The sequence below is a fragment of the Rossellomorea aquimaris genome (assembly GCF_000935355.1).
Classification (GTDB): Bacteria; Bacillota; Bacilli; order Bacillales; family Bacillaceae_B; genus Rossellomorea; species Rossellomorea aquimaris_B.
On sequence record NZ_JXZC01000007.1, the window covers coordinates 104,685 to 126,878 of the forward strand.

The following is a 22,194-nucleotide window of genomic DNA, read 5'->3' on the forward strand; positions in this document are numbered from 1 at the left end:
ATAATGAAAATAGAAATAATATTTCATATTTTTATTTTATTTCGTGAAGTATTATTTCAAAAAATGAAAACGGTTTCTTTTATCGGAAATCAGTTAATGAAAGCGGGGGATTTGTTGATGAAAGCAGTAAAGTACATGATCATGGCCGCCTTGTTGTTCTCGCTTGCCCTTCCTTTTTCTACAGGAAAAGCAAAAGCTTCGGAAACTCAGGTGCCTAAACATGAAATGCGTGCAGCATGGATTGCCACGGTTCAAAACATTGATGTGAAAGCTGGAATGGACAAGCAGGAGTATACGGATTGGGTTACAGAGACCCTTGACGAACTGAAAGAGTTGAAGTTTAATACCGTCATCTATCAGGTGAAACCTACTGTAGATGCCTTCTATCCATCTAAACTGGCTCCTTGGTCCCAGTATATTACAGGTGACAAACAAGGAACCGATCCGGGATATGATCCACTTCAGATCATGATCGATGAATCTCATAAGCGCGGAATCGAGGTTCATGCATGGGTGAATCCGTACCGAATCACGATGGCAAATCAAACGATCGAGTCACTTGCAGATAACAATGTAGCTAAACTGCATCCAGAATGGGTAGTGAAATATGGCAAGCAATATTATTTGGACCCGGGTATACCCGAAGTCCAAGAATACCTGATTGATACGGTTGAAGAATTAGTGAGCAATTACGACATTGAAGCCGTTCACATGGACGACTATTTCTATCCTTACCGAATTGCAGGAGAAATCTTCCCAGATCAAGATACATACGAGAAATATGGAAGTTCATTTGACGATATTGAAGACTGGAGACGAAATAACGTAGATGTTCTTGTAGCTGACATCAATTCAGCCATCAAAGACATTAAAGAATGGGTTCAGTTCGGTATTTCCCCATTTGGTGTATGGAGAAATATTGCCGATGATCCGACAGGAAGCGCTACACAGGCAGGACAAACGAATTATGACGACCTGTATGCAGACACTCGCCAATGGATCAAAGATGGAAGCATCGATTATATTACCCCACAAATCTATTGGTCTAGAAATCTAGCTGTTGCTAATTACTCCGTTCTTTTGGATTGGTGGAGTCAGGAAGTGAACGAGTATGCGTACAACCACCCTGTTAATCTTTATATCGGGATGGCTGACTATAAGGTAGGAGACAATTTTGACCAGGAATGGTTCAATCCTTACGAGCTGCCTGAGCAAATCATGGACAACCGTGAAAATGGAACCACCCTTGGTCAAATGCATTTCTCTCTTAGACAAATTTTCGAGAACCCGCTTGGTTACGCAGATATTTTACGTAACGAGGTTTACACAGAACCCGCTTTAACTCCTGCCACTCCTTGGAACAATGAAACGCTGCCAAAGAAACCAAATACGGTGAAAGCAGACAAACATGAAAATCATGTAACGTTGACCATCGATGATCAACATCACTCCGATGCCAGAAAATATGTCATCTATCGCTTTGATGGCGTGAAAGAAGGAGATTACGAGAATCCGGCAAACATTGTGGACGTCGTTTATTCTCAAGAAGGGCTTACAACGTATGAAGATACTTCAGCCGAAGAAGATGGAATGTACACATATGGCGTTACGTCCGTATCTCCGACAGGGGTAGAAAGTAAGGATGCGAAAACGGTAAGGGTACAATAAGCAGAAAGAGCGCTTCTCCGCGATGGAGAAACGCTCTTTCTATTTTAATTGCATTTCCTTTACCTTTTGCCTGATATGTTCCGGCCACCATGCCCCGCATTCTTCAGAAACAACACAGGCAGCACATTTTTCCAAGTCGTACACCATCATACCCTGAATAGGCGGAGAATAGAGATGGAGAGTCACCAGGTCTTCCCCACCCCCCTTCTTCATTTTGTGAACACCTTTTTTCGGTGCAAAAAAGAAAGAACCTTCCCTGTATTCACGATGGAATATTTCCTGTGGAAGCTGGTTTTCTTTTACTTCAAAGAGTGTATTGACTGAAGTCCCGTTCATGACTTGAATCCATCCCTTTGAGTCCCCATGATCATGCGGTGCACATTCCATGTCGGACCAATTCATCACGAGGAGCTCTGCTACTTCATTTTGATAAAGGAGCTTTCGATAATATGGCTTCCCATCCGGAGACTGTAAGTAGGGCTGTAAATCATCGAGCTTTACGTCTAGAGACTGCAAGACTTCTTTAAGTTCTTTCGTGGAAGGGGTTGTCAATTCATCTAACCGATTCTTTATCCGTTCCTTTAAGGACACCGCGATTCCTCCCTGATGTTATCGTTTCCTCCATAGAAACCGATGGAAAATAGAAATCATCTGGCCATTCACAATCACAACTCCTATTATAATTATGACTCCACCCAGTATGGTTATGAAGAAAATTTTCTCATGAAGGAGAAGGATCGCAGCAATAAGAGTGGTGACAGGCTCCAAATACAGGAACATCGACACCTTTGACGCATCCAATACCTCCAATGCTTTCGCCCAGTACCAATACGCGATACCCGATACAAACACCCCGAGGAACATCAAGTGGGCCCATTCCACATTTGATAAAAGAGAAATCCCTTCCCAGCCGCGGTTTCGGATAAGAAAAGGAATGGTTAAGCTGAAACCCAGTAGACTCATGTAAAAGGTGATGACAAGGGAGGGCAGCTCGATACGGAGTTTTTTCAGCAACACTGAATAGATGGCCCAGTTCAGCGTACTGAGAATCATCAGGATATAACCGATATTGACAGCAAATCCGATGGACTGCCCGCTCCTCGCTGTCGTTACCATCAGTACGCCTGTAATAGCCACAATCATGCCCAGCGCTTTTGGAACCGTCATCTTTTCATGTAAAAAAATCATGGAAAGGATTACGGTGAACACGGGAGAAAATGATATCATCCAGCCTGCTGATGATGCATCGATTGTAAGGAGGGCCGACGCCTGGATCACCTGATGAATGAAGACACCAAGTACCCCCAGCACAATCAGGTGCGGGATAAACTTTAGTGGAATCGTGAGCCGATATCTTTTTAAAAGTAAGAGCATAAGCAGAAACAAAGCTCCGATCGCAAACCGAAGAACGAGCAGCGTATACGGATCAAGGGTGTCCAACACTGCTTTTGTTGATACAAATGATATGCCCCAGAAGCTGATGGACATCGTGGCATACAAAGAGGCGGCAACCTTTGTTTTAACTGGAATCATGGGCGGGGTATCCTTTCTGAAAGAGGTCTTTGTATCATGGTATGCTCGTCCAGGGGAAAGATGTGGGGATTGTGTTGGAATTGGGAGTGTGGATGGGATGAATTTTTGGTTTTTTGAAAATAAATCCGGGAATTTGAAAATAAGTTGGATGATTTTGAAAATAAATCTGAGAATTTGAAAATAAGTTGGGTGATTTTGAAAATAAACTGGGATCAGGAACCGCTCGGGTATCGCTGATCTATCGAGAGTCGATAAAATAATGGGCAAAGTCGATAATATATCCAGAAAGTCGATAATAAACAGGCCAAACTCGATAATATATCCAAAAAGTCGATAATAAACAGCTCAAAGTCGATAATATCTCAACAATACCACTCCCCCCCCCTACTTCTCGCCAATCCACGCAAAAAAGTGCCTCAAATCACCATTTGAGACACTATCCTTCCTTAACTATGGCTAAATCGCTCATGAAACTGGGGTAAATACTCTTTATGCACCTCAAGCATTTCATCCAGCAGCAGCTTCGCCTTCACATCGCTCGTCACCAACGGATTGATCGTCATGGCAAGCATCGCTTTTTCATAGGATCCCGTAACCGATGCTTCTGCAGCAACGCGTTCAAAAGATTTAATTTGATGAACAAGTCCACTCACAGCCACTGGCAGCTCTCCGACTGCAATCGGCTTGGGGCCGGACTTCGTAACGACGCAGTTCACTTCCACGGCGGATTCCCGCGGCATATCACTGATTGCACCGTCGTTCTGTACATTCAGCGTTTGAATGTCTCCGCGGTCATTAAAAATGGATGAGATGAGATTACAGGCCGCATCGCTGTAATAAGCCCCTCCCCTTTGTTCAAGCTGCGGAGGCTTGATATCAAGGTTTTCATCCTTGTAAAGTTCGAAAAGCTCATTTTCTAATTGCTGGACCACTTCGGCCCTGGTGGTCCCCGTCTTGAATTCCTCTATCTGCTTTTCTAAAATATCACTGGTTTTATAGAAATAGCGGTGATACGGACATGGAATGATTCCCAGACTCTTGATGAACTCCGGCTCCCATGGAAGTGGAGCAATATTCCTCATGCTGACCTGCTTGTCGGGATTGCTCATGACTTCCAGCACGTCCCCTAAAACCGATTCACCGTCCACCAAAACGTCCAACCCGTAAACCATATGGTTCAATCCTGCAAAGTCGATATGCAGTCGTTCCACCTCCACATCAAGAAGCCTGGCCAATGTCATTCTCGTATTTATGGGCAGATTACATACCCCAACGACCTTAGGATGTGACCCGTACCGGAGCAGAGCTTCTGTCACCATGCCTGCCGGATTCGTAAAATTGATCAGCCAGGCGTCCGGGCAAAGCTCCTGCATTTCATCTGCGATATCAAGTAGGACCGGAATCGTCCTCATTCCCTTGAACAATCCCCCGGCCCCATTCGTTTCCTGGCCAATCATCCCGTACTTGATCGGAAGCCTCTCATCGTGAATTCTCGCTTTTAATTGTCCGACTCTCATTTGAGTCGTGACAAAATCAGCATCTACCAATGCCTCTTTCCTGTCCAATGTCAGATGAATCTCCATGGGAACCCCGGCTTTTTCCACCATTCTCTTCGCCAAATTCCCAACGATGTCGAGCTTATCTTTCCCAGCTTCAACATCCACAAGCCACAGCTCACTCACTGGAAGCTCATCATAACGCTTGATCAATCCTTCCACAAACTCGGGCGTATAGCTTGAGCCCCCTCCGATCGTAACGATCTTGATTCCGTTCTTCATTGTGTATGCCTCCTCTGATTACTTGGCAACAAACGCCAATACAAAGCTTATTAAGAAACTGACAACCACTGCTAATAAAACGCGCTTCTTTTTAACAGAAGCATCTTCAACGGGACCTTCAATTTTCAAAAGAACAAATGAGAGTCCAATCGAAGCCGAAATCCCCGTTGCTAAAAATACGCTCCAATCCTTTGCGAGTCCCGCACTCATCAAGGGTTTGGAAAGAAGTAAAAGTCCAATAGATACGGAGATCAGAAGAACAAAAACACTCCTGAAACCGATTCTCTTAGGGACAACCGTCTCTGTCATTTGAATCACTCCCAATGCTAATGAAGAAGTGGGAATCCTAGGACCCCCACTTCTGTTATTTTGATATGATCGTATTTTACTAGGGGCAAAGCCCCTCCGCTTTTCTATCTGTCCAGCTGCGGCGGCTAGCCCCTCGAGGTCATAAGTCAATTCAACCCAAAAGGCAAAGAACGCCTTTCCGGTTGATTCGCCTTATGCTTGTCGGGGCTGATCGAGCCGCCTCCGCTTTTCTATTGTCCAGCTGCGGGCTTAGAGGCTCGAGGTCATAAGCCAATTCATCCAAAAAGGCAAAGAACGCTTTCTGGCTGACTCGTCTTATGCTTGTCGCCTCTGGGCAAAGCCCCTCCGCTTTTCTATTGTCCAGCTGCGGGGCTTAGAGGCTCGAGGTCATAAGTCCAGCCCACCAAAAAGGCAAAGAACGCCTTTCCGGTGGACTTGCCTTATGCTTGTCGCCTCTGGGCAAAGCCCCTCCGCTTTTCTATTATGCGGCTTGTTGTTCGTTTTCTTCCATTTTCATCATCTTCTTGTCGTACATTTTGAAGAATGGGAAATAGATAGCGAACGAGATTGCGATATTGATAAGAACCATGACGATGGCTCTCCAGTCACCACCCGTTGCCAGGTACGCTCCGATTGGTGCCGGGAGTGTCCATGGAGGCATGATGTAGGTTGGCGATACCAGCCCTACAGTTGTTGCAACATATGCCAGAGTACCCGTGATAAGCGGGATCGTTACAAATGGAATGATCAGAATCGGATTCAATACAATGGGAGCACCGAAGATGATGGGCTCATTGATATTGAAGATACCAGGTACGATACTTGTTCTTCCTAACGCTTTCAGGTATTTTGAGCGGGAGAAGAAGACCATGGCAAGAACCAATCCAAGAGTCGCTCCTGATCCACCTATCCAGATGAACCACTGGTAGAATGTCTCCGGTGCGATGTGTGGAATCGCTTCTCCGTTTGCAACCGCATCTGCGTTGTTTACAAGGAACACTTCCCATAGTGGACGCGCAACCGTTCCTACTACAGATACACCGTGGATACCGAATGACCAGAAGAATGTAATTAAGAATACCGGAATTAATACGCCGAATATACTGTCACCAGCAGTAACCAATGGAGCAACCGCTACACCGATTAGATGATGCAAGTCTACTCCTGCCACTACGGTAACCGCAGAAACCAATAGAATGACAATCGCTACAGGAATAAGTGCTTCAAAGCTTCGTGATACAGATGCCGGTACTTGCTCAGGCATTTTGATCGTAATATTTTTCGTCTTACAGAATCTCAGGATTTCAACTGCCAGAATCGATACGACCATGGCGACGAATAATCCATGACCACCAAGGTTGGTCATTGGCAGGACCCATCCTTCTCCGTCCATTACTTTTGGAGTAATCGTCAATAGAAGAGCAGCTACTGAAATTTGGGCACCGGATAATGGATCCAGGTTATAGCTTTTCGAGAGGTTGTATCCTATCCCGAAGGCTATATAGAGTGACATGATGAACATGGTCAGTCGGTATGGAATCAGGATTTCGACGATGTTGTCTGCGGCCCACTGCTTGATGTCTCCGAATATTCCGCCATCAGGCAGCGGTGGAAAAGCTAAGATCAGGAAAAATGAACCGACGATGATAAATGGCAGTGCTGAAATAACCCCATCCCGGATTGCTTGCAAATGCCTTTGTTCAGAGAGTCGGGCCATTGGACCTGATAAGTTATTCTCTAGAAAATTCACAAACTTTTGCATGTTTTTACCCCCTTGTTTCCTATTAAATTAGTTGGTTAATTCTTTTACTGTTTTCAGTAAAGTCGGGCCACCAAGTGGCGTGTATGCTTGTGGAGGAATCGGACCGCAAGGAACATTCGCTTCATCAGCGGCTTTCTTCACTTGATCAAAACGGTGTCTGATCTGCGGTGCTACCATACAAACATCCCATCCTTTGGAAATCTCCTCAGATACCTCACCGGTTCCAATTGCATGGACTTCCATCTCAATCCCTGCTTTGTCCCCTTCTTTTTTCAGTGCATTAACGACAATTGCGCTGGACATTCCCCCGGAACATACGAATAATACTCTCATTTCTACTCTTCCTCCTCTTTCATTCTTTGTACTACTTCATGTGTATGAATAATTTGCTCGTAGACGCCATGTCCTTTTTTCATGCATAAAGCGACGAATAAAGCATCAATCACGACGAGTTGAGCAATTCTTGCCGTCATGGTCCCGATTCTGATATTGTGTTCCTCCTCGGAAATCGTCAGGACGATATCAGCCAGCTTCCTTGCGGGTGATTTCCCATGCTGTGTCAATAGAATGATTGTGGCTCCTTTTTCCTCGGCTACATTCATCAGCTTAAGTATTTCCTTTGTCTGACCCGATGTTGAGACGACGAAGAGAACGTCTCTTTCCGTTAAGTTTGCGGCCATCATCATTTGCACATGGATATCACTCGCTTGAAACGCCAGATAGTTGAGCCTTAATAGTTTTTGAGTAAAGTCTTCCGCTACTACAGCTGAACCTCCCACTCCATACAGGTATACCCGTTCAGCTTCATGGAACGCGTTCACAGCACGATCCAGTTCATCTATGGAAAAAAGCTTTTCCGTGTTCTTGATCGCTTGATAGGTGTTTACCAGTACTTTGTTAAATACGGTTTCAAGATTGTCTTCAAAGTGCAGGAGTGTATTGATATCATGACTCATTGTTTCTTCAATATTCGTGCTTTTGGCCAGTTCGATTTTCAAGCCGCTGAAACTATTGATCCCGATCCGTTTGCAGAACCGGATGATGGCGGCTTCACTGCTGCCACATGATTGTGAGAGTTGCTTTGTCGTCATTTCCATTACTTTCTCAGGAAACTCCAACACATATTGAGCAACCGCAATTTCAGACGGGGTGTAATTCTCCATCTGACTTTTGATGTGTTTTAATACTTGAAATTCTGTCATAGTCACCTCCAAAAAAATGATTGTCTTGAAAAGGCTTTCAGTTTAATATGATTATATGCGATAATGAAATTAAATTTCAATATTATTTTAAAATATTTAAACTTTTATTTTACTACTCTAGAAAAAACTAGTTCTAAACAGAATGAGGAGGAATACACAATGGCAGAGGTACGCAACGTAGAAATGGAGATTTTTGAAATTATATCAAACGGCGGGAATGCAAAAAGCACCGCATATGAGGCACTTGCAAAGGCACATGAAGGTAAGTTTGATGAAGCTGAAGAAATGCTTAAGACAGCTCATGAGGAGCTGAACAAAGCTCACAAAACGCAAACGAGTCTGATTCAGGCAGAAATCAATGGAGAAGATTTTGAAAAATCACTTCTGATGATTCATGCCCAGGACCACTTGATGACCTCTATCAGTGAAATCTCATTAATTGAGCAGATGATACCCTTGTTAAAAAGAATAGATAAACTAGAAAACAACTAATTTTAAGGAGGCATACCAATGAGTAAAAGACTGGGAGTTTCAATTTACCCGAACCATTCAACGACTGAAAAAGATAAAGAATACCTGGCACTGGCTGCGTCTTACGGTTTTAAGCGCGTGTTCACCTGCTTATTATCAGTTGAAGGAGACAAAGATGGGATCATCTCGAACTTTAAAGAAACGATTAAGTTTGCCCGCGAAAAAAATATGGAAGTCATCGCTGACATCAGTCCCCGTATTTTCAAAGAACTGAATATCTCGTATGATGATTTATCCTTTTTTGCGGACCTGGGTGCTCACGGTATCCGCCTTGACCTCGGGTATACAGGGCATGAAGAATCGATGATGTCGTACAACCCTTATGATCTGAAAATTGAGCTCAATATGAGTAATGCAACGAAATACATCGATAACATCATGACGTATCAACCGAATAAGGATCAATTGCTTGGATGTCATAACTTCTATCCTCACCGCTACTCCGGTTTATCCTATCCATTCTTTATCGATTGCAGCCAAAAGTTTAAGGATTTCGGGATGAGAACGGCCGCGTTTGTCTCTTCTTCCGATGCTACATTCGGTCCATGGCCGGTCACGGAAGGATTGCCTACGTTAGAAATGCATCGGAACCTTCCGATCGAAGTCCAGGCGAAGCATCTTTTTGCCACAGGGTTGATTGATGATGTCATTATCAGTAACGCTTATGCATCAGAACGTGAAATACAGCTTCTCAGTGAACTGAACACATCGAAGCTGACCTTTACAGTCGAAACCTGTGAGACGACCACTGACTTGGAAAAGACGATTATATTTGAAGAACCGCACTTTTATCGTGGTGACGTGTCTGATTACTTGATCCGCTCGACTCAAAGCCGCGTGAAATATCGTGGAAGAGAATTCGCTCCCCACAATACAGCTGATATAAAGCGCGGAGACATTGTCATTGAAAACGACCTATATGCCCAGTATGCGGGCGAGCTTCAAATCGCACTTCAAGATATGGAGAACTCAGGCAAAACCAATGTGGTGGGGCGGATCCGCGAAGAAGAAATCTTCTTATTGGATTACCTGAAGCCATGGGGTAAATTTGCGTTTCAAACCAAGTAATGTGGAGGTTTCTTTAGATGACTAGAGTAATAGGGATCGATGCAGGCGGGACGAAAATACAGGGACTCGTTCTTGATTCAGAGAAGAACATCCTGTTCCAAAGCTTATCCGGACACGGCAATCCAACGGTTTCCTTTGATGAGGCACTTACCAATCTCTCATCCGTGATTCAACAATGCCTGGAACACACTTCTTCTGATGAGGTTTCCCATATTGTCATCGGGATGGCAGGTGCCGAGTCAGGTAATCTGGCTCATCGAATCAGGATGGAGTTACAAAGGATGACTTCCCTGCCCATAATCGTTTTGAATGATGCCACCCTTGCCTATTTCAGTTTAATCGGGAATCAGGACGGTGTGATGACGATTGCGGGAACGGGTTCGATTTGTTATGGACGAAACGGTAAACAGGAAGGAACGACCGGCGGCTGGGGACACCTTCTTGGTGACGAAGGCAGTGCGTATCATATTGCGATTGAAGCCTGTAAGCAGGCTTCAATGGAAATGGATTCCGGTAAACCACCTTCCCCTCTCTCCCTTGATATTTTAAACGAAATCGGAGCGAGTGATGGGAAAGGATTAAAAGGGTTCATCTATTCTTCTGTCAAAGGTGAAATTGCAAAGCTTGCGAAAGTGGTTCACAAGCAGGCTGAAGCTGGTAATGAATCGGCCCTTCTTTTATTTAAAAATGCCGGGGAGCAGCTGGCCCGACAGACAACTACCTTAATGGAGAAACTGCAGATCACTGCGAAACCGGTTATTGCCTTAAAAGGAAGTGTCCTTGAACATAATGTGGTGGTGCAATCCACTTTTAAAGAAGGGGTTTCAGAGCGTTTTCCAGACGCTTCCTATATCATCGACTCTACCTCCCCTGCCACAGGGGCAGTCGATGTGACAAAAGCCATCAGGGAAGGAAGGTTGTCATATGAGTAAGCGTTTAGCCGTCGGATTAATGTCCGGTACGTCTGTGGATGGGGTGGATGCTGCCCTTGTTTCAATTGAAGGGAGTGGCACGGATACAAAAGTGGAGTTCGTTCATTATTCGACGAGTCCCTTCCCTTCCCACGTAAAAAAGAAAATCTTCGACGTTATGAGTGTCACAGAATCGTCCACTCCCCTCCTTTCCAGCTTGCATTTTGAACTTGGAGACGTTTATGCCGATGCTGTGTTGAAGGTGTGTAGAGAGGCTGGCACTTCAGTAGAGGAGTTAGACTTTATCGGATCTCACGGGCAAACGGTCTATCACCAGCCTTTTCATACGGAAGAGTCGGTTCCTTCCACTTTGCAGATCGGTGAGCCGAGCGTGATAGCGTACCGTACCAACACTAGGGTAGTCTCCAATTTCCGCTCCATGGATATGGCTGCCGGAGGTGAAGGGGCCCCTCTTGTACCTTATACTGAATTCCTTCTCTACCGAAAAGAAGACCGGGGACGACTTCTTCAGAATATCGGCGGAATCGGAAATGTGACCGTACTTCCTAAAGGTTGCTCTCTTGAGGAAGTCTTCGCATTTGATACTGGTCCTGGAAATATGGTCATAGATGGTTTATGCGAGCGACTGTTGGGCCTCTCTTTTGATGAGAATGGAGAGATTGCTGCGAAAGGAACGGTCCACAAAGAAATCGCACAAAAATGGATGGAATGGGAGAAGGATTTCTTCCTTAAAGAGCCTCCTAAATCAACGGGCCGCGAGCTGTTTGGAGAAGTATTCGTAAATCGGATCCTTGACGAGTTTGGGGATCTTTCGAAAGAAGACCTCATTGCAACGGCGACCTACTTTACAGCTCTGTCGATTTCTGATGCGTATAAAAAATTTGTTCTTCCAAAGCATCCCATCAACGAAGTGATCATTGGCGGCGGCGGAAGCTACAATGGGACACTTCTTCGTATGATGCGGGAGCTTCTTCCCCAGTTGGACATTCACATCCAGGAAGATATCGGTTATTCATCCGATGCCAAGGAAGCAATCGCCTTTGCCCTCCTGGCGAACGAAACGCTTCACGGAAATCCTGGCAACGTCCCAGGAGCAACAGGAGCAGGTAAACCCGTCATACTGGGGTCCATCACTCCTCGTCCCGTATTCACAAATTGAAAGGCAGGTACTGTAGAACATGGACCTTCATAAGATCCTGACTGAAACGAGAAATCCTCGAACTTTAAACATAGATACATTAAGCACGGAGAATATTTTGGAGAAAATCAATGGTGAAGATCAGACTGTTGCCTACGCCGTGGAAAGAACCATCCCAGTTGTTTCACGTGTAGTCGATTCCATCGTTGCAGGGTTGGAAAAAGGCGGACGTCTTCTTTATGTAGGTGCAGGCACAAGCGGACGTCTCGGCATCCTTGACGCATCAGAATGCCCGCCTACCTTCAGCACAGATCCCGGCCAGGTGATCGGAATCATCGCGGGTGGTGAAAGAGCCATCCAGTTTCCCTTAGAAGGCGCCGAGGATGATGAAGAAGGCGGGCGCAACGAAATCGTGATCCGTGAAGTCGGTCCAAATGATGTCGTGGTTGGCATTGCCGCAAGCGGACGGACGCCCTATACGATCGGAGCCTTAAAGGAAGCAAATTCAAGAGGAGCCGTAACGGCCTCGGTCGTTTGCTCACCTCAATCCCCGATGTGTGATGTGGCCGATCACTCGATCGTCGCAGAAGTCGGTCCGGAAGTCGTCACGGGCTCGACGCGAATGAAAGCCGGAACAGCCCAAAAACTGATTTTGAATATGATCACAACCGCATCCATGATCAAACTGGGCAAAGTATACAGCAATCTCATGGTCGACGTGATGCCATCAAACGAAAAACTGAAAGTCAGAGCGCGCAACATCATCATGGAAGCAGCGGACGTCTCCGAACGAGAAGCAACCGAAGCCCTTGAAACATACGGCAGTGTCAAACCTGCCATCCTATCGCTTCTGACTGGCCTCGAAGAAAAAGAAGTCTACGACCTTCTCACCCTTCACAAAGGCCACCTGCGCTCAGCCATGAAAGCCGGAATGAAATAACCTTAATTGAGGGACGGACCTTGACCTATCGTCAGGTATCGTCTCTTTACTCTTTTTATACCAGATTTGAAAAACATGTTAAAAAAGGTGGAAATTAGTATGATCACTCCAGACATTAAAAAGCGGTTCATCGAAATCGTCGGCGAAGAAAATTACCGGGATACTCCCGCAGAAAAACTTGTCTATTCCTATGACGCAACTCCTAATTACCAATCCATGCCTGACGCGGTCATCGTCCCACGTTCGTCGGAGGAGGTATCAGAAATCGTGAAAATCTGCAATGAGCATCGGATTCCGATCGTTCCAAGAGGATCGGGAACGAATCTCTGCGCAGGTACCTGCCCTACAGAAGGCGGACTTGTTCTCATATTCACCCATATGAACAAGATTCTGGAGGTGGATGAAGAGAATCTAACCGTTACCGTCCAGCCTGGTGTTGTGACCCTGGATCTCATTCATACAGTGGAAGCCAAGGGTCTTTTCTATCCTCCTGACCCAAGCTCTATGAAAATCTCAACGATCGGTGGGAACATTAATGAGAACTCCGGTGGTTTGAGAGGACTGAAATATGGCGTAACCCGCGATTATGTGCTGGCATTGGAAGCCGTCCTTCCTAATGGGGACATCATCCGTACCGGTGGGAAACTTGCGAAAGATGTAGCTGGCTATGATTTGACCCGCCTTTTTGTGGGATCTGAAGGAACACTTTGCGTCATCACGGAAGCGACATTAAAGCTTGTTCCCATGCCTGAAACGAAGCAGACGATGCTGGCCCTTTATCAGGATATCGAAGCGGCTGCCCAAAGTGTTTCAAGTATCATCGCCAATCGCATCATTCCGACTACCCTGGAATTTTTAGATCAGCCAACACTTGAGGTTGTCGAGGATTTTGCCAAAATCGGCTTGCCAACCGATGTAAAAGCGGTTCTCCTGATTGAACAGGATGGTCCTCCTGAAGTGGTTGCCCGGGATATGAAACGAATGGAGGAAGTGTGTTCACAGAACAACGCTGTATCCGTTCAATTAGCCAAAACAGAAATAGAAGCAGATGCCCTTCGTACCGCCCGCCGTTCTGCCCTATCGGCACTCGCCCGTCTTAAACCGACGACGATTTTAGAGGACGCGACGGTTCCCCGCTCTGAAATTGCCAAGATGGTAAAAGCGATCAATGATATTTCCGAGCGTTATAAGTTGAAGATTTGTACCTTCGGCCATGCCGGGGACGGAAATCTTCACCCGACGGTTGCGACCGACGCCCGGGATCATGATGAAATGGAACGGGTCGAAGCTGCCTTTGAAGAGATATTCGCTCATGCTATCGAATTGGGTGGAACCATTACCGGAGAACACGGAGTCGGCATGATGAAAGCCCCTTATCTCGAATGGAAACTTGGACCTGAAGGCATTGCAGCCATGAAAATGATCAAGCAATCATTCGACCCAAATAACATTATGAATCCGAATAAAGTATTCGCTAAAGAATCAAGAAAACGTGTGGTGATTTCAAGATGACAACCCTTTTAGAAAAACAAAAGATACAGCAGGAATTCAAAGATCGCATGGATGAAGATGAACTATTGAATTGTATGAGATGCGGTTTCTGTCTCCCTTCATGTCCTACTTATATTGAGTCAGGTTTTAAAGAATCTCACTCCCCGCGCGGCCGAATCGCATTAATGAAGGCAGTGGTGGATGGCGTCATCGAACCCGATGAAGAAGTGGAACGAACATTGGATCTTTGCTTGGGCTGCAGGGCGTGTGAACCTGTTTGTCCATCCGGCGTGAACTACGGTCACCTTTTAGAAGAGGCGCGCGATATCATCAATCAAAATAAAAAACACTCCCTTCCTGTACGGGTTCTGAGAAAAACCGTTTTTGAAGGATTATTCCCGCACCCGGACAGAATGAGAATGGTTACGAACCTTCTCGGAATCTATCAGCGTTCTGGATTGCAGAAGGCAGTCCACACGACGGGTGTAATGAAGCTATTCCCGGAAAGCATGGCGACTATGGAACGGGTCCTACCTCAAGTTCCAAAACTGAAAGACATGAAGGAACGCCCAACGTCGCTTTCCTCGATTGGTGACGTTCGTAAAAAAGTCGCTTTCTTCTCAGGATGCTTGATGGATACGATGTTTCTGGAAACAAACAATGCCACTACGAAACTATTGCAGCTGGCAGGCTGTGACATCGTGATCCCAAAGACACAGACTTGTTGCGGAGCCTTGCATGGTCATAGCGGTGAAAAGACTGCAGCGAAGGATTTGGCAAAGAGGAACATCGCGGCTTTCGAAGAATCAGGAGTTGATTATATCATCACCAATGCCGGGGGATGCGGAGCCTTTCTCGTCGACTATGATCACTTACTGAAAGATGATCCTGATTGGAAAGATCGTGCGGTTCAGTTTAAAAATAAAATCAAGGACATCTCATCCATTCTTGTAGAATTAGAGTTTCATAAAAAGAAATTGGATGTTTCCCCCCAACGGATCACGTATCAGGATTCGTGTCACTTGCGAAACGTGCAGCGTACTTTTGTGGAACCAAGACTTCTCCTGCAATCAGTTGAAGGTGCTGATTACGTCGAGATGAAACAAGCCGATCACTGTTGTGGATCAGCCGGGATCTACAACATCGTCGAATCAGAAATGTCCATGAAGATCCTCGATCACAAAATGGACAACGTCGAACAAACCCAGGCAACCACCATCATCACATCAAACCCGGGCTGCCTCCTCCAAATGAAACTCGGCATCGAACGAGAAGGCCTATCCAACAACATGCGTGCCATCCACATCGTGGACTTTTTATTGGAAGCCATTCAGTGAGAGGGACGGACCTCTTCATTTACTCAAATCCCGTTAAATCAACGTTTTGTTTTCGGGCGGAGTGTTTGGAGGTCCGTCCCTTCTTTTTTCATTTTTTGGTTTTGAAGAAAGAAAAGTAGACGAGGAAGGATAGGATGATTCCATAGGCTGCTAGTAGAGTAAGAGCGTTTGTGGCGTTTGATGTAAGCCAGGTGAAGATGGCTGAAATGAGGACTATTGGTGCGCTTATCAACATTGTTTTATTCATTTCCGAACCTCCTTTTGGTACTAAATGATGGATAATGGTATATACGGTCAGGCGTGGGAATGGTTTCCTTTTTATTGTTGAGAGGTAGTTGTTTTCCGGGCGTACCAAGTACAAATTAAGGATCTCACATGCACACGATCGCTTATTTGCATCCTTACAAATCGCCAAATTCCACCTGTTAAACTACCGCCAGATGAACAAAGAGACGAATCCCCTCCAAGGTCCGTCCCTCTTTAACGCTCTTTAACGATTTGATTAGGATCACGGGGTGTTAGAGGTCCGTCCCTAACCCCCCTAAACCCCTACTGCTTCCTTCGTTGTGATTTCTATTGCTTCTTCCATGATTCCTACCATTTTCTCTAGTTCTTCTTGGGTTGTGGCGAGTGGCGGCATGAAGACGATGGTGTCTCCGATAGGCCGGGTCAGCATACCCAGTTCACGCATCTTGATGGTGGTCCGGTAGCCTACTCTGTTTTCCCACAGGAACGGCTTTTGACTGGTTTTATCCTGTACCAACTCGATGCCGCAGATCATACCAAGCTGCCTGATGCTGCTTACATGGGGATGATCCTTTAAAGGAGCTAACAAGGATTCAATGATTTTCGTTTTCTCTTGAACTTTCCCTATCAGGTTTTCTCTTTCATAGATTTCCAGATTCGCCAATGCCGCTGCACATCCCAGCTGGTTTCCTGTGTAGGAATGGCCGTGGAAGAAGGTTTTCAATGATGTGTAATCATCATAAAAAGCTTCATAGATTTCTTCGGTGGTTAGGGTAGCGGCAATCGGAAGGTACCCACCGGTGATTCCTTTTGCCACTGTCATGATGTCCGGCTGGACTTGTTCATGCTCGACAGCGAACATTTTTCCTGTGCGGCCGAAGCCTGTTGCCACTTCATCGACAATCAGGAGCACCTCATATTTTCGACAGAGCTTTTCAACTCCTTTAAAGTAGCCCTCCGGCATAATATTCATGCCACCAGCACCCTGTATCAGCGACTCCACGGTCATTCCGGCGATTTCATGATGATGCTCTTTCAAAATCCCTTCCAGCTCTTCAAGTGCACCATCTCGAATCTCTTCCTCATCCTCTAAATCCGGGTGATGGACCACGTCCGGGAACGGGGCAACAAGTGATTCAAACATAAGAGATTTATAGACTCTGTGAAAAATGTCCACTTTCCCTACACTGATCGCACCCACCGTATCTCCATGGTACGCATTTTGCAGAGTGATAAATTTCTGTTTTTCCGGTTTCCCTTTATTTTGCCAATATTGATAAGCCATTTTTATGGCAATTTCAACAGAGGTTGCACCGCTGTCTGAATAAAAGACTCTGGTTAGTCTCTCCGGGGAAAGTTGGACCAGCTTCTCGGCTAACAAAATAGATGGAACATTGGTGGCACCGAGCAATGTCGAGTGAGCGATTCTATCAAGCTGATCCTTGATTGCTTGATTGATTTCCTCATTGCGATGGCCATGTACATTTAGCCAAAGGGAAGAATAGCCATCAAGATATTGGTTGCCGTAGATGTCCCTAAGATAAACGCCTTCCCCACTTTCTATCACCAACGGGTTCTCATCATAATCCTTCATCTGTGTAAAAGGAAGCCACATATACTGACTGCTTTTTTCAATAAGCTGCTGTTGATTCACTCTGTATATCCTCCTCTGACTCTTCTAGTTTCCAATTTTCAAATAACTTACCTACATCGACAGTTGCAAAATCCTGCGATATGTTTGGCAGTACACCGATTACCTTTACACCGGTTAACGTTTCGATGATTCGTTTGTTGTCCAGTTCGATCTCCGGCATTTCATCTCTGGATGTCTGATTCAGGATGATGCCTGCGATATCAATACTTCGTTGTTTCAATGCCATCACTGACAGGACCGTATGATTAATTGTGCCAAGTCCAGCCCGCGCGACAAGTATGACAGGCAGTGACACTCGTTCGATTAAATCAAGAATGGTTTCTTCTTTGTTTAACGGGACGATCAGCCCCCCAGCTCCTTCAACCAGTAAAAGTTCGTAAGTGCTTCGTAACTTCTCCACTTGCTCTAAAATCGGCTTCAGCTCAACTGTCACCCCGTCTATTTCAGCTGCCAGATGAGGAGAGCTTGGCGTTTTTAATAAATATGTATTCGCATCTTTACCAAAAGAACGATTAGTGACCTCTTCATAAAATTCAGTATCGGGTGCTACCAGTCTATCTTTTTTCAAGACAGCTCCACTTTGCACGGGCTTATAGGGGAATGCATCAATGCCCTTTTCCAAGAAGTACTTTGTTAGCAGTCCAGTCGTTATCGTTTTTCCGATATCCGTATCTGTGCCGGTAATGAAAAACCCTTTCATCATTTCCCTCCTTTTAATGTTAACCTTATTTACAAATAGGTTAACATTTAAGATAATAACAATCATACCACAGTTTTAAGGAGGAGAAAATGGAAATGGGAAAAACAAGAGAGATGGTCTTATGTGGTCTTTTTGCCGCTTTAATGGCAGTGGGAGCGAATGTGTCTCCCTTTTTAATGATCGGAGGAGTCCCGGTCACCCTTCAGTTGATGTTTGCCATCATTGCCGGAGGAATGCTTGGGAGCCGAGTGGGAGCGAAGGCGATGACGGTATATTTAGCTTTGGGATTAGTCGGGGCACCGGTCTTTGCACAATTTAAAGGAGGACCATCAAGCTTACTCAGTCCCACCTTTGGATTTGTCCTATCCTTTATCGCGGTTGCTTTCGCCGTGGGGATGGTTCTCGAAAAAAAGCGAACGCTTGGAGGATATCTCACTGCAGGAATCCTTGCCTTATTGTTAAATTACATAATCGGAACGAATTTCATGTACCTGGCCCTGACATTTTGGGCGGCAGCACCGGACGGATTCAGTTACACGGTTGCATGGGGATGGATGGTTGCGTATCTGCCGTTGGATGTAGCAGTGACGGCTGTTTCCATGGTGGTCCTTCAGCGATTGTATAAGGTAGTACCGTCGAGGAATATGAGTCCTTCTTTTCATAAATAAGGGGAGCATTTGTATAGATCGGCAGCTGAGGGATTGGATTCAGCTGCTGATTTCCGCACAATATTCAGCAGCTGATTTTAAGCGTTCATTAAACAACTGAATCCCCCATTAAACCAACTCCATTCCACAAAAAAACACCCGACACCTTATATCAGGTATCAGATGTCTCACATCATTATTTATTTGCGATCTCATAAATCTTCAGATTCCCATAAATCAAACGCAACTCACGGGCTTCAATCCCCTTTGCTTCAGCAGCCTTCAATAAGTATCCGTATAAATGATCCGCTTCCACGGAGAGGTTTTTTTCCATATCCCGCTGTAAGGATGATTTCATACGATAGCCCATTTGATTGATTTTATCGTATTGAGCATCTTCTATTTTCTCAGCAAGTGGCGCTTTTAAGCCTCTCATGATCATAGCCGCTTCATAAAGGACTCCTTTGATCATAGCTGCACCCTTCCCTATTTCCCGAATCGGTCCAATCGGTGCCCGGAATAAGGATGTTACCCCTGAAAGTGTGGTGATAAATAAATACTTATGCCACATATCCTGTTCAATGGTGTGGGATAATCGAAAGTTAGCCTTCGTTCCTGAAAAGGCCTCTTCTAGCTTCACAATTCTATCCGTTCGCTCACCACTTCTTTCTCCAAAGACGAGATCATGAATGGGACTTGATTGAATGACTTTCCCTGATTCGTCAAGCGTCGATTCGACAAAGCATAAACCGCCAATCACTCTTTCTTCACCGAATGATTCAATAAGATCGTCCATGTGGGACATACCGTTTAAAAGTGGCAGGATCATCGTATGCTCACCCACGAAGGAGTGGATACTCTCGATTGCTCCCTTGAGATGATAGGCCTTGGTTGAGAGGATGATAGCATCAAAAGGCTCTGCCTTTTCTTCTGCTCTCAACGTTCTGGGCTTGCAGTGAAAATCACCATGTACACTGTCCATTTTCAATCCATGCTCTTTGAGCTGCTGCTCTCTACGCTCACGGACAAGAAACGTAACATCCTCGCCTTTCTCTATCAATCTACCTCCGAAGTAGCCCCCAACGGCACCTGCACCAACGACTAGTATTCTCATTCCATCCGCCTCCTTTTACTCTTCACATATCATATACCATTCTCCGATATGAAAGCGGATAAATCAAAAATAGTAGCTTTTTTAAAAAAAGTGCCCCCAAAAAGCAGGAGACACCTCATTCAATACATTAACCCGTACACCAAAAATCGCTCATACTCATTCTTTTCATATTCCCCTGACAAATTCACCTCTTTCCGTAAAACAAATAGGGGGTGATCTTCTAAATAATGAACATAATCATCGGAGCTATAGTACAACACGATCTCGATATCACGTGGTGATTGTTCCACTGAAAAGAGGATGTTATTGATGATCTTCATGAATATCTGTACAGAGAACGGATTGAAAAAATAAAATCGGTTATCCTGTGGGTGGATTGTATATTCTTCTGCCAAACAGTGATAGAAATAGAGATCATTACGTTTGATTTTCGCCTTTTTCAAATAGCTTTCCCGGTTCGCCACGGCTTCTTCATAAAACTCTTCATTCATTTCAATGCCAACAACGGTGGATTGAAATAGGTGGTGGATAAAGAAATTCAAACGCCCTTTTCCACAGCCGAAATCCACCACGCGATCGCTTTCGTTCAATCCATAATGTTTGAATAATTCATCCAGTGCCTGATACGGAGTCGGCTCATACCGATGATAATGAAAAGACCGGTGAAACCCCATCTGTAACTCACTCGTTTCAACACCTAATAATTCATCATAGTTCTCTTCCTTCATACATACTCCTTCATTTCTATATTCAAATCGTATTAAAAACCGGTTTCATTGGGAACCTCTTTCTACTCAAGTTATTTCCCTCTTCAAAATAACATAAGCACTTTCATTGACAAACCTTCAAAATCCTAATACATTAATAGTAACAAGGGGAGTAGCGACCGGTAATCGGCTGGTGAATCGTCATCCCGGTATGAAAATACCTGGTTCATCAGGCTTTAGCTCATTCTTCAGCACGCAAGACCTTGGTACAAAATATTTGTGCCGGGGTCTTTTTTCTGTGCACTGGCTTGGAGGAAATTATATGGTTTACATTGTTTTTTTACTCGCTGCAGCCATCGTGGTTGCGGCCGCTATTTACCTGAATCAGTTCGGAGATGTCATCAGCAAGAAGTCTTCATTAAGCGGGGCTGTCGTAGGAACATTCCTCATTGCAGGGGCAACGTCACTCCCTGAATTAACAACGAGTTTAACGGCGGTTTATATCGATAACCCTGATATTGCCGTGGGGAACATGCTCGGTAGTAATGTGTTCAATCTATTTATCCTGGCTGTGGTCGATCTTATTTATCGTAAAAGAAGATTGTTCCAAAAGGTGAACAGGAAGGCAAATATTCCTTCCGCCCTATTTGGATTCCTGTTTCTCACGATCATCATTTTCGCCCTTTTCATGCCGGGTTCCATTGAATTGTTCGGCGTCGGGATTGAGATGTTCATCATCATTATCCTATACTTCATGGCGATGAAATTCGTTTCCAGCGATGACACTGAAGGAGAATCCGTACCTTCAAAGGATTATTCCCTCAAAACAGCCGTCGTCGGTTTTATCATTGCTGCACTGGTCGTATTTGCATCAGGAAGTGTGTTATCAATTGCAGGTGACCAATTGGCAAAGGCAACGGGCATGAACGCAAGCTTTGTCGGAAGCTTTCTCATCGCTGCCTCCACTTCCCTGCCTGAACTCGTTACGGTCCTTGCTGCTTTTAAACTGGCAAATTACAATATGGCAATCGGCTCTATTCTCGGAAGCAACCTGTTTAACATCCAACTGCTTGTCCTCACCGATGTCCTTTACCGAAAAGGTGCCATACTTGAAGCAGTCGACACGTCACATATCTTTATCGCTGGACTGGGATTATTGATGACACTCGTCATCGTATACTTGCTTCTGCGGACAGCCAATGTCCTGAGTAAGTGGAGATACATGGCTCCATCCTTCATTATAACCGTTCTGTATATTGTCGTATCGTATGTATTATTCTAGACATCCAAAAGGCGTGCCTCGGCACGCCTTCACTCTTTTACAGGCTTTAAAATCGTTCGCCGCATCCGTATACTGCCCATCGGTACATTCCCCTCGAGCTAGGTCTTTTGTTCAATTCCCCCCAAATTACATTCAAAAAAAATGTTGGTCAGGCA

Annotated in this window: 22 protein-coding genes; 10 read left to right on the forward strand and 12 right to left on the reverse strand. The window is 45.1% G+C overall.

What is annotated here, in order from left to right; genetic code table 11:
- Window positions 1-117: 117 nt before the first annotated feature.
- Entirely contained in the window at window positions 118-1,668 is a 1,551-nt protein-coding gene (locus TV75_RS15900) for a glycoside hydrolase family 10 protein (protein ID WP_044339862.1), read from the forward strand.
- A gap of 39 nt (window positions 1,669-1,707) precedes the next feature.
- Here the strand turns inward: TV75_RS15900 and TV75_RS15905 are convergent, their stop codons facing one another.
- The 7 genes from TV75_RS15905 to TV75_RS15940 all read right to left on the reverse strand — a co-directional run bounded on the left by TV75_RS15905 (window position 1,708) and on the right by TV75_RS15940 (window position 8,252).
- Window positions 1,708-2,259 carry a cysteine dioxygenase gene (locus tag TV75_RS15905; protein ID WP_044339782.1) on the reverse strand — a complete coding sequence of 184 codons (552 nt, stop codon included), beginning with the start codon at window positions 2,257-2,259 and terminating at the stop codon, window positions 1,708-1,710.
- Between the two features lie 18 nt (window positions 2,260-2,277).
- Complete coding sequence (locus tag TV75_RS15910; RefSeq protein WP_044339783.1) at window positions 2,278-3,201, reverse strand: DMT family transporter; 924 nt, start codon at window positions 3,199-3,201, stop codon at window positions 2,278-2,280.
- 446 nt (window positions 3,202-3,647) lie between these two features.
- A complete protein-coding gene (locus TV75_RS15920; RefSeq protein ID WP_044339785.1) occupies window positions 3,648-4,979 on the reverse strand; it encodes a 6-phospho-beta-glucosidase in 1,332 nt (443 codons plus the stop codon).
- An 18-nt stretch (window positions 4,980-4,997) separates the two neighbouring features.
- Window positions 4,998-5,288, reverse strand: coding sequence for a hypothetical protein (locus TV75_RS15925; RefSeq protein ID WP_044339786.1), 291 nt, complete (start codon window positions 5,286-5,288; stop codon window positions 4,998-5,000).
- A 481-nt stretch (window positions 5,289-5,769) separates the two neighbouring features.
- Window positions 5,770-7,050 (reverse strand): PTS sugar transporter subunit IIC, encoded by a 1,281-nt coding sequence (locus tag TV75_RS15930; RefSeq protein ID WP_044339787.1) that lies wholly within the window; start codon window positions 7,048-7,050, stop codon window positions 5,770-5,772.
- 27 nt (window positions 7,051-7,077) lie between these two features.
- Window positions 7,078-7,383: a PTS sugar transporter subunit IIB gene (locus TV75_RS15935; RefSeq protein WP_044339788.1), complete on the reverse strand. Its 306-nt coding sequence runs from the start codon at window positions 7,381-7,383 to the stop codon at window positions 7,078-7,080.
- 2 nt (window positions 7,384-7,385) lie between these two features.
- On the reverse strand, window positions 7,386-8,252 hold the full coding sequence (locus tag TV75_RS15940) for a MurR/RpiR family transcriptional regulator (protein WP_044339789.1): 867 nt from the start codon (window positions 8,250-8,252) through the stop codon (window positions 7,386-7,388).
- Between the two features lie 159 nt (window positions 8,253-8,411).
- On the opposite strand from TV75_RS15940, the gene TV75_RS15945 reads away from it, so the two are divergent.
- The 7 genes from TV75_RS15945 (at window position 8,412) to TV75_RS15975 (ending at window position 15,689) form a co-directional block, all read left to right on the forward strand.
- Complete coding sequence (locus TV75_RS15945; RefSeq protein ID WP_044339790.1) at window positions 8,412-8,744, forward strand: PTS lactose/cellobiose transporter subunit IIA; 333 nt, start codon at window positions 8,412-8,414, stop codon at window positions 8,742-8,744.
- 18 nt (window positions 8,745-8,762) lie between these two features.
- Complete coding sequence (locus tag TV75_RS15950) at window positions 8,763-9,851, forward strand: DUF871 domain-containing protein (RefSeq protein WP_044339791.1); 1,089 nt, start codon at window positions 8,763-8,765, stop codon at window positions 9,849-9,851.
- 17 nt (window positions 9,852-9,868) lie between these two features.
- On the forward strand, window positions 9,869-10,783 hold the full coding sequence (locus TV75_RS15955) for a BadF/BadG/BcrA/BcrD ATPase family protein (RefSeq protein ID WP_044339792.1): 915 nt from the start codon (window positions 9,869-9,871) through the stop codon (window positions 10,781-10,783).
- Complete coding sequence (anmK, locus tag TV75_RS15960) at window positions 10,776-11,942, forward strand: anhydro-N-acetylmuramic acid kinase AnmK (protein WP_044339793.1); 1,167 nt, start codon at window positions 10,776-10,778, stop codon at window positions 11,940-11,942. The genes TV75_RS15955 and anmK overlap by 8 nt, the downstream gene beginning before the upstream one ends.
- 19 nt (window positions 11,943-11,961) lie before the next feature.
- The gene (murQ, locus tag TV75_RS15965; protein ID WP_044339794.1) at window positions 11,962-12,861 is read left to right on the forward strand and encodes an N-acetylmuramic acid 6-phosphate etherase; all 900 of its coding nucleotides are present in this window, start codon (window positions 11,962-11,964) and stop codon (window positions 12,859-12,861) included.
- Window positions 12,862-12,960: 99 nt separating this feature from the next.
- The gene (glcD, locus tag TV75_RS15970; RefSeq protein WP_044339795.1) at window positions 12,961-14,373 is read left to right on the forward strand and encodes a glycolate oxidase subunit GlcD; all 1,413 of its coding nucleotides are present in this window, start codon (window positions 12,961-12,963) and stop codon (window positions 14,371-14,373) included.
- A complete protein-coding gene (locus tag TV75_RS15975) occupies window positions 14,370-15,689 on the forward strand; it encodes a (Fe-S)-binding protein (RefSeq protein ID WP_044339796.1) in 1,320 nt (439 codons plus the stop codon). Before glcD ends, TV75_RS15975 begins: the two co-directional genes overlap by 4 nt.
- Window positions 15,690-15,777: 88 nt before the next feature.
- Here TV75_RS15975 and TV75_RS21900 read toward each other — a convergent pair whose 3' ends face one another.
- The 3 genes from TV75_RS21900 to bioD form a co-directional block, all read right to left on the reverse strand.
- Window positions 15,778-15,936 (reverse strand): hypothetical protein, encoded by a 159-nt coding sequence (locus tag TV75_RS21900; RefSeq protein WP_156142475.1) that lies wholly within the window; start codon window positions 15,934-15,936, stop codon window positions 15,778-15,780.
- A 294-nt stretch (window positions 15,937-16,230) separates the two neighbouring features.
- The gene (gene bioA, locus TV75_RS15980; protein ID WP_044339863.1) at window positions 16,231-17,550 is read right to left on the reverse strand and encodes an adenosylmethionine--8-amino-7-oxononanoate transaminase; all 1,320 of its coding nucleotides are present in this window, start codon (window positions 17,548-17,550) and stop codon (window positions 16,231-16,233) included.
- 16 nt (window positions 17,551-17,566) lie between these two features.
- Window positions 17,567-18,289, reverse strand: a complete 723-nt coding sequence (gene bioD, locus TV75_RS15985; RefSeq protein ID WP_052504583.1) for a dethiobiotin synthase — start codon at window positions 18,287-18,289, stop codon at window positions 17,567-17,569.
- Window positions 18,290-18,378: 89 nt separating this feature from the next.
- On the opposite strand from bioD, the gene TV75_RS15990 reads away from it, so the two are divergent.
- The gene (locus TV75_RS15990; protein WP_044339798.1) at window positions 18,379-18,957 is read left to right on the forward strand and encodes a biotin transporter BioY; all 579 of its coding nucleotides are present in this window, start codon (window positions 18,379-18,381) and stop codon (window positions 18,955-18,957) included.
- 175 nt (window positions 18,958-19,132) lie between these two features.
- Here the strand turns inward: TV75_RS15990 and TV75_RS15995 are convergent, their stop codons facing one another.
- Entirely contained in the window at window positions 19,133-20,050 is a 918-nt protein-coding gene (locus TV75_RS15995) for a ketopantoate reductase family protein (protein ID WP_044339799.1), read from the reverse strand.
- Window positions 20,051-20,169: 119 nt separating this feature from the next.
- Window positions 20,170-20,778 carry a methyltransferase gene (locus TV75_RS16000; RefSeq protein ID WP_044339800.1) on the reverse strand — a complete coding sequence of 203 codons (609 nt, stop codon included), beginning with the start codon at window positions 20,776-20,778 and terminating at the stop codon, window positions 20,170-20,172.
- 301 nt (window positions 20,779-21,079) lie between these two features.
- Between TV75_RS16000 and TV75_RS16005 the strand changes: the two genes are divergently transcribed.
- Window positions 21,080-22,039: a sodium:calcium antiporter gene (locus TV75_RS16005; RefSeq protein ID WP_044339801.1), complete on the forward strand. Its 960-nt coding sequence runs from the start codon at window positions 21,080-21,082 to the stop codon at window positions 22,037-22,039.
- The last annotated feature ends 155 nt before the right edge of the window (window positions 22,040-22,194 follow it).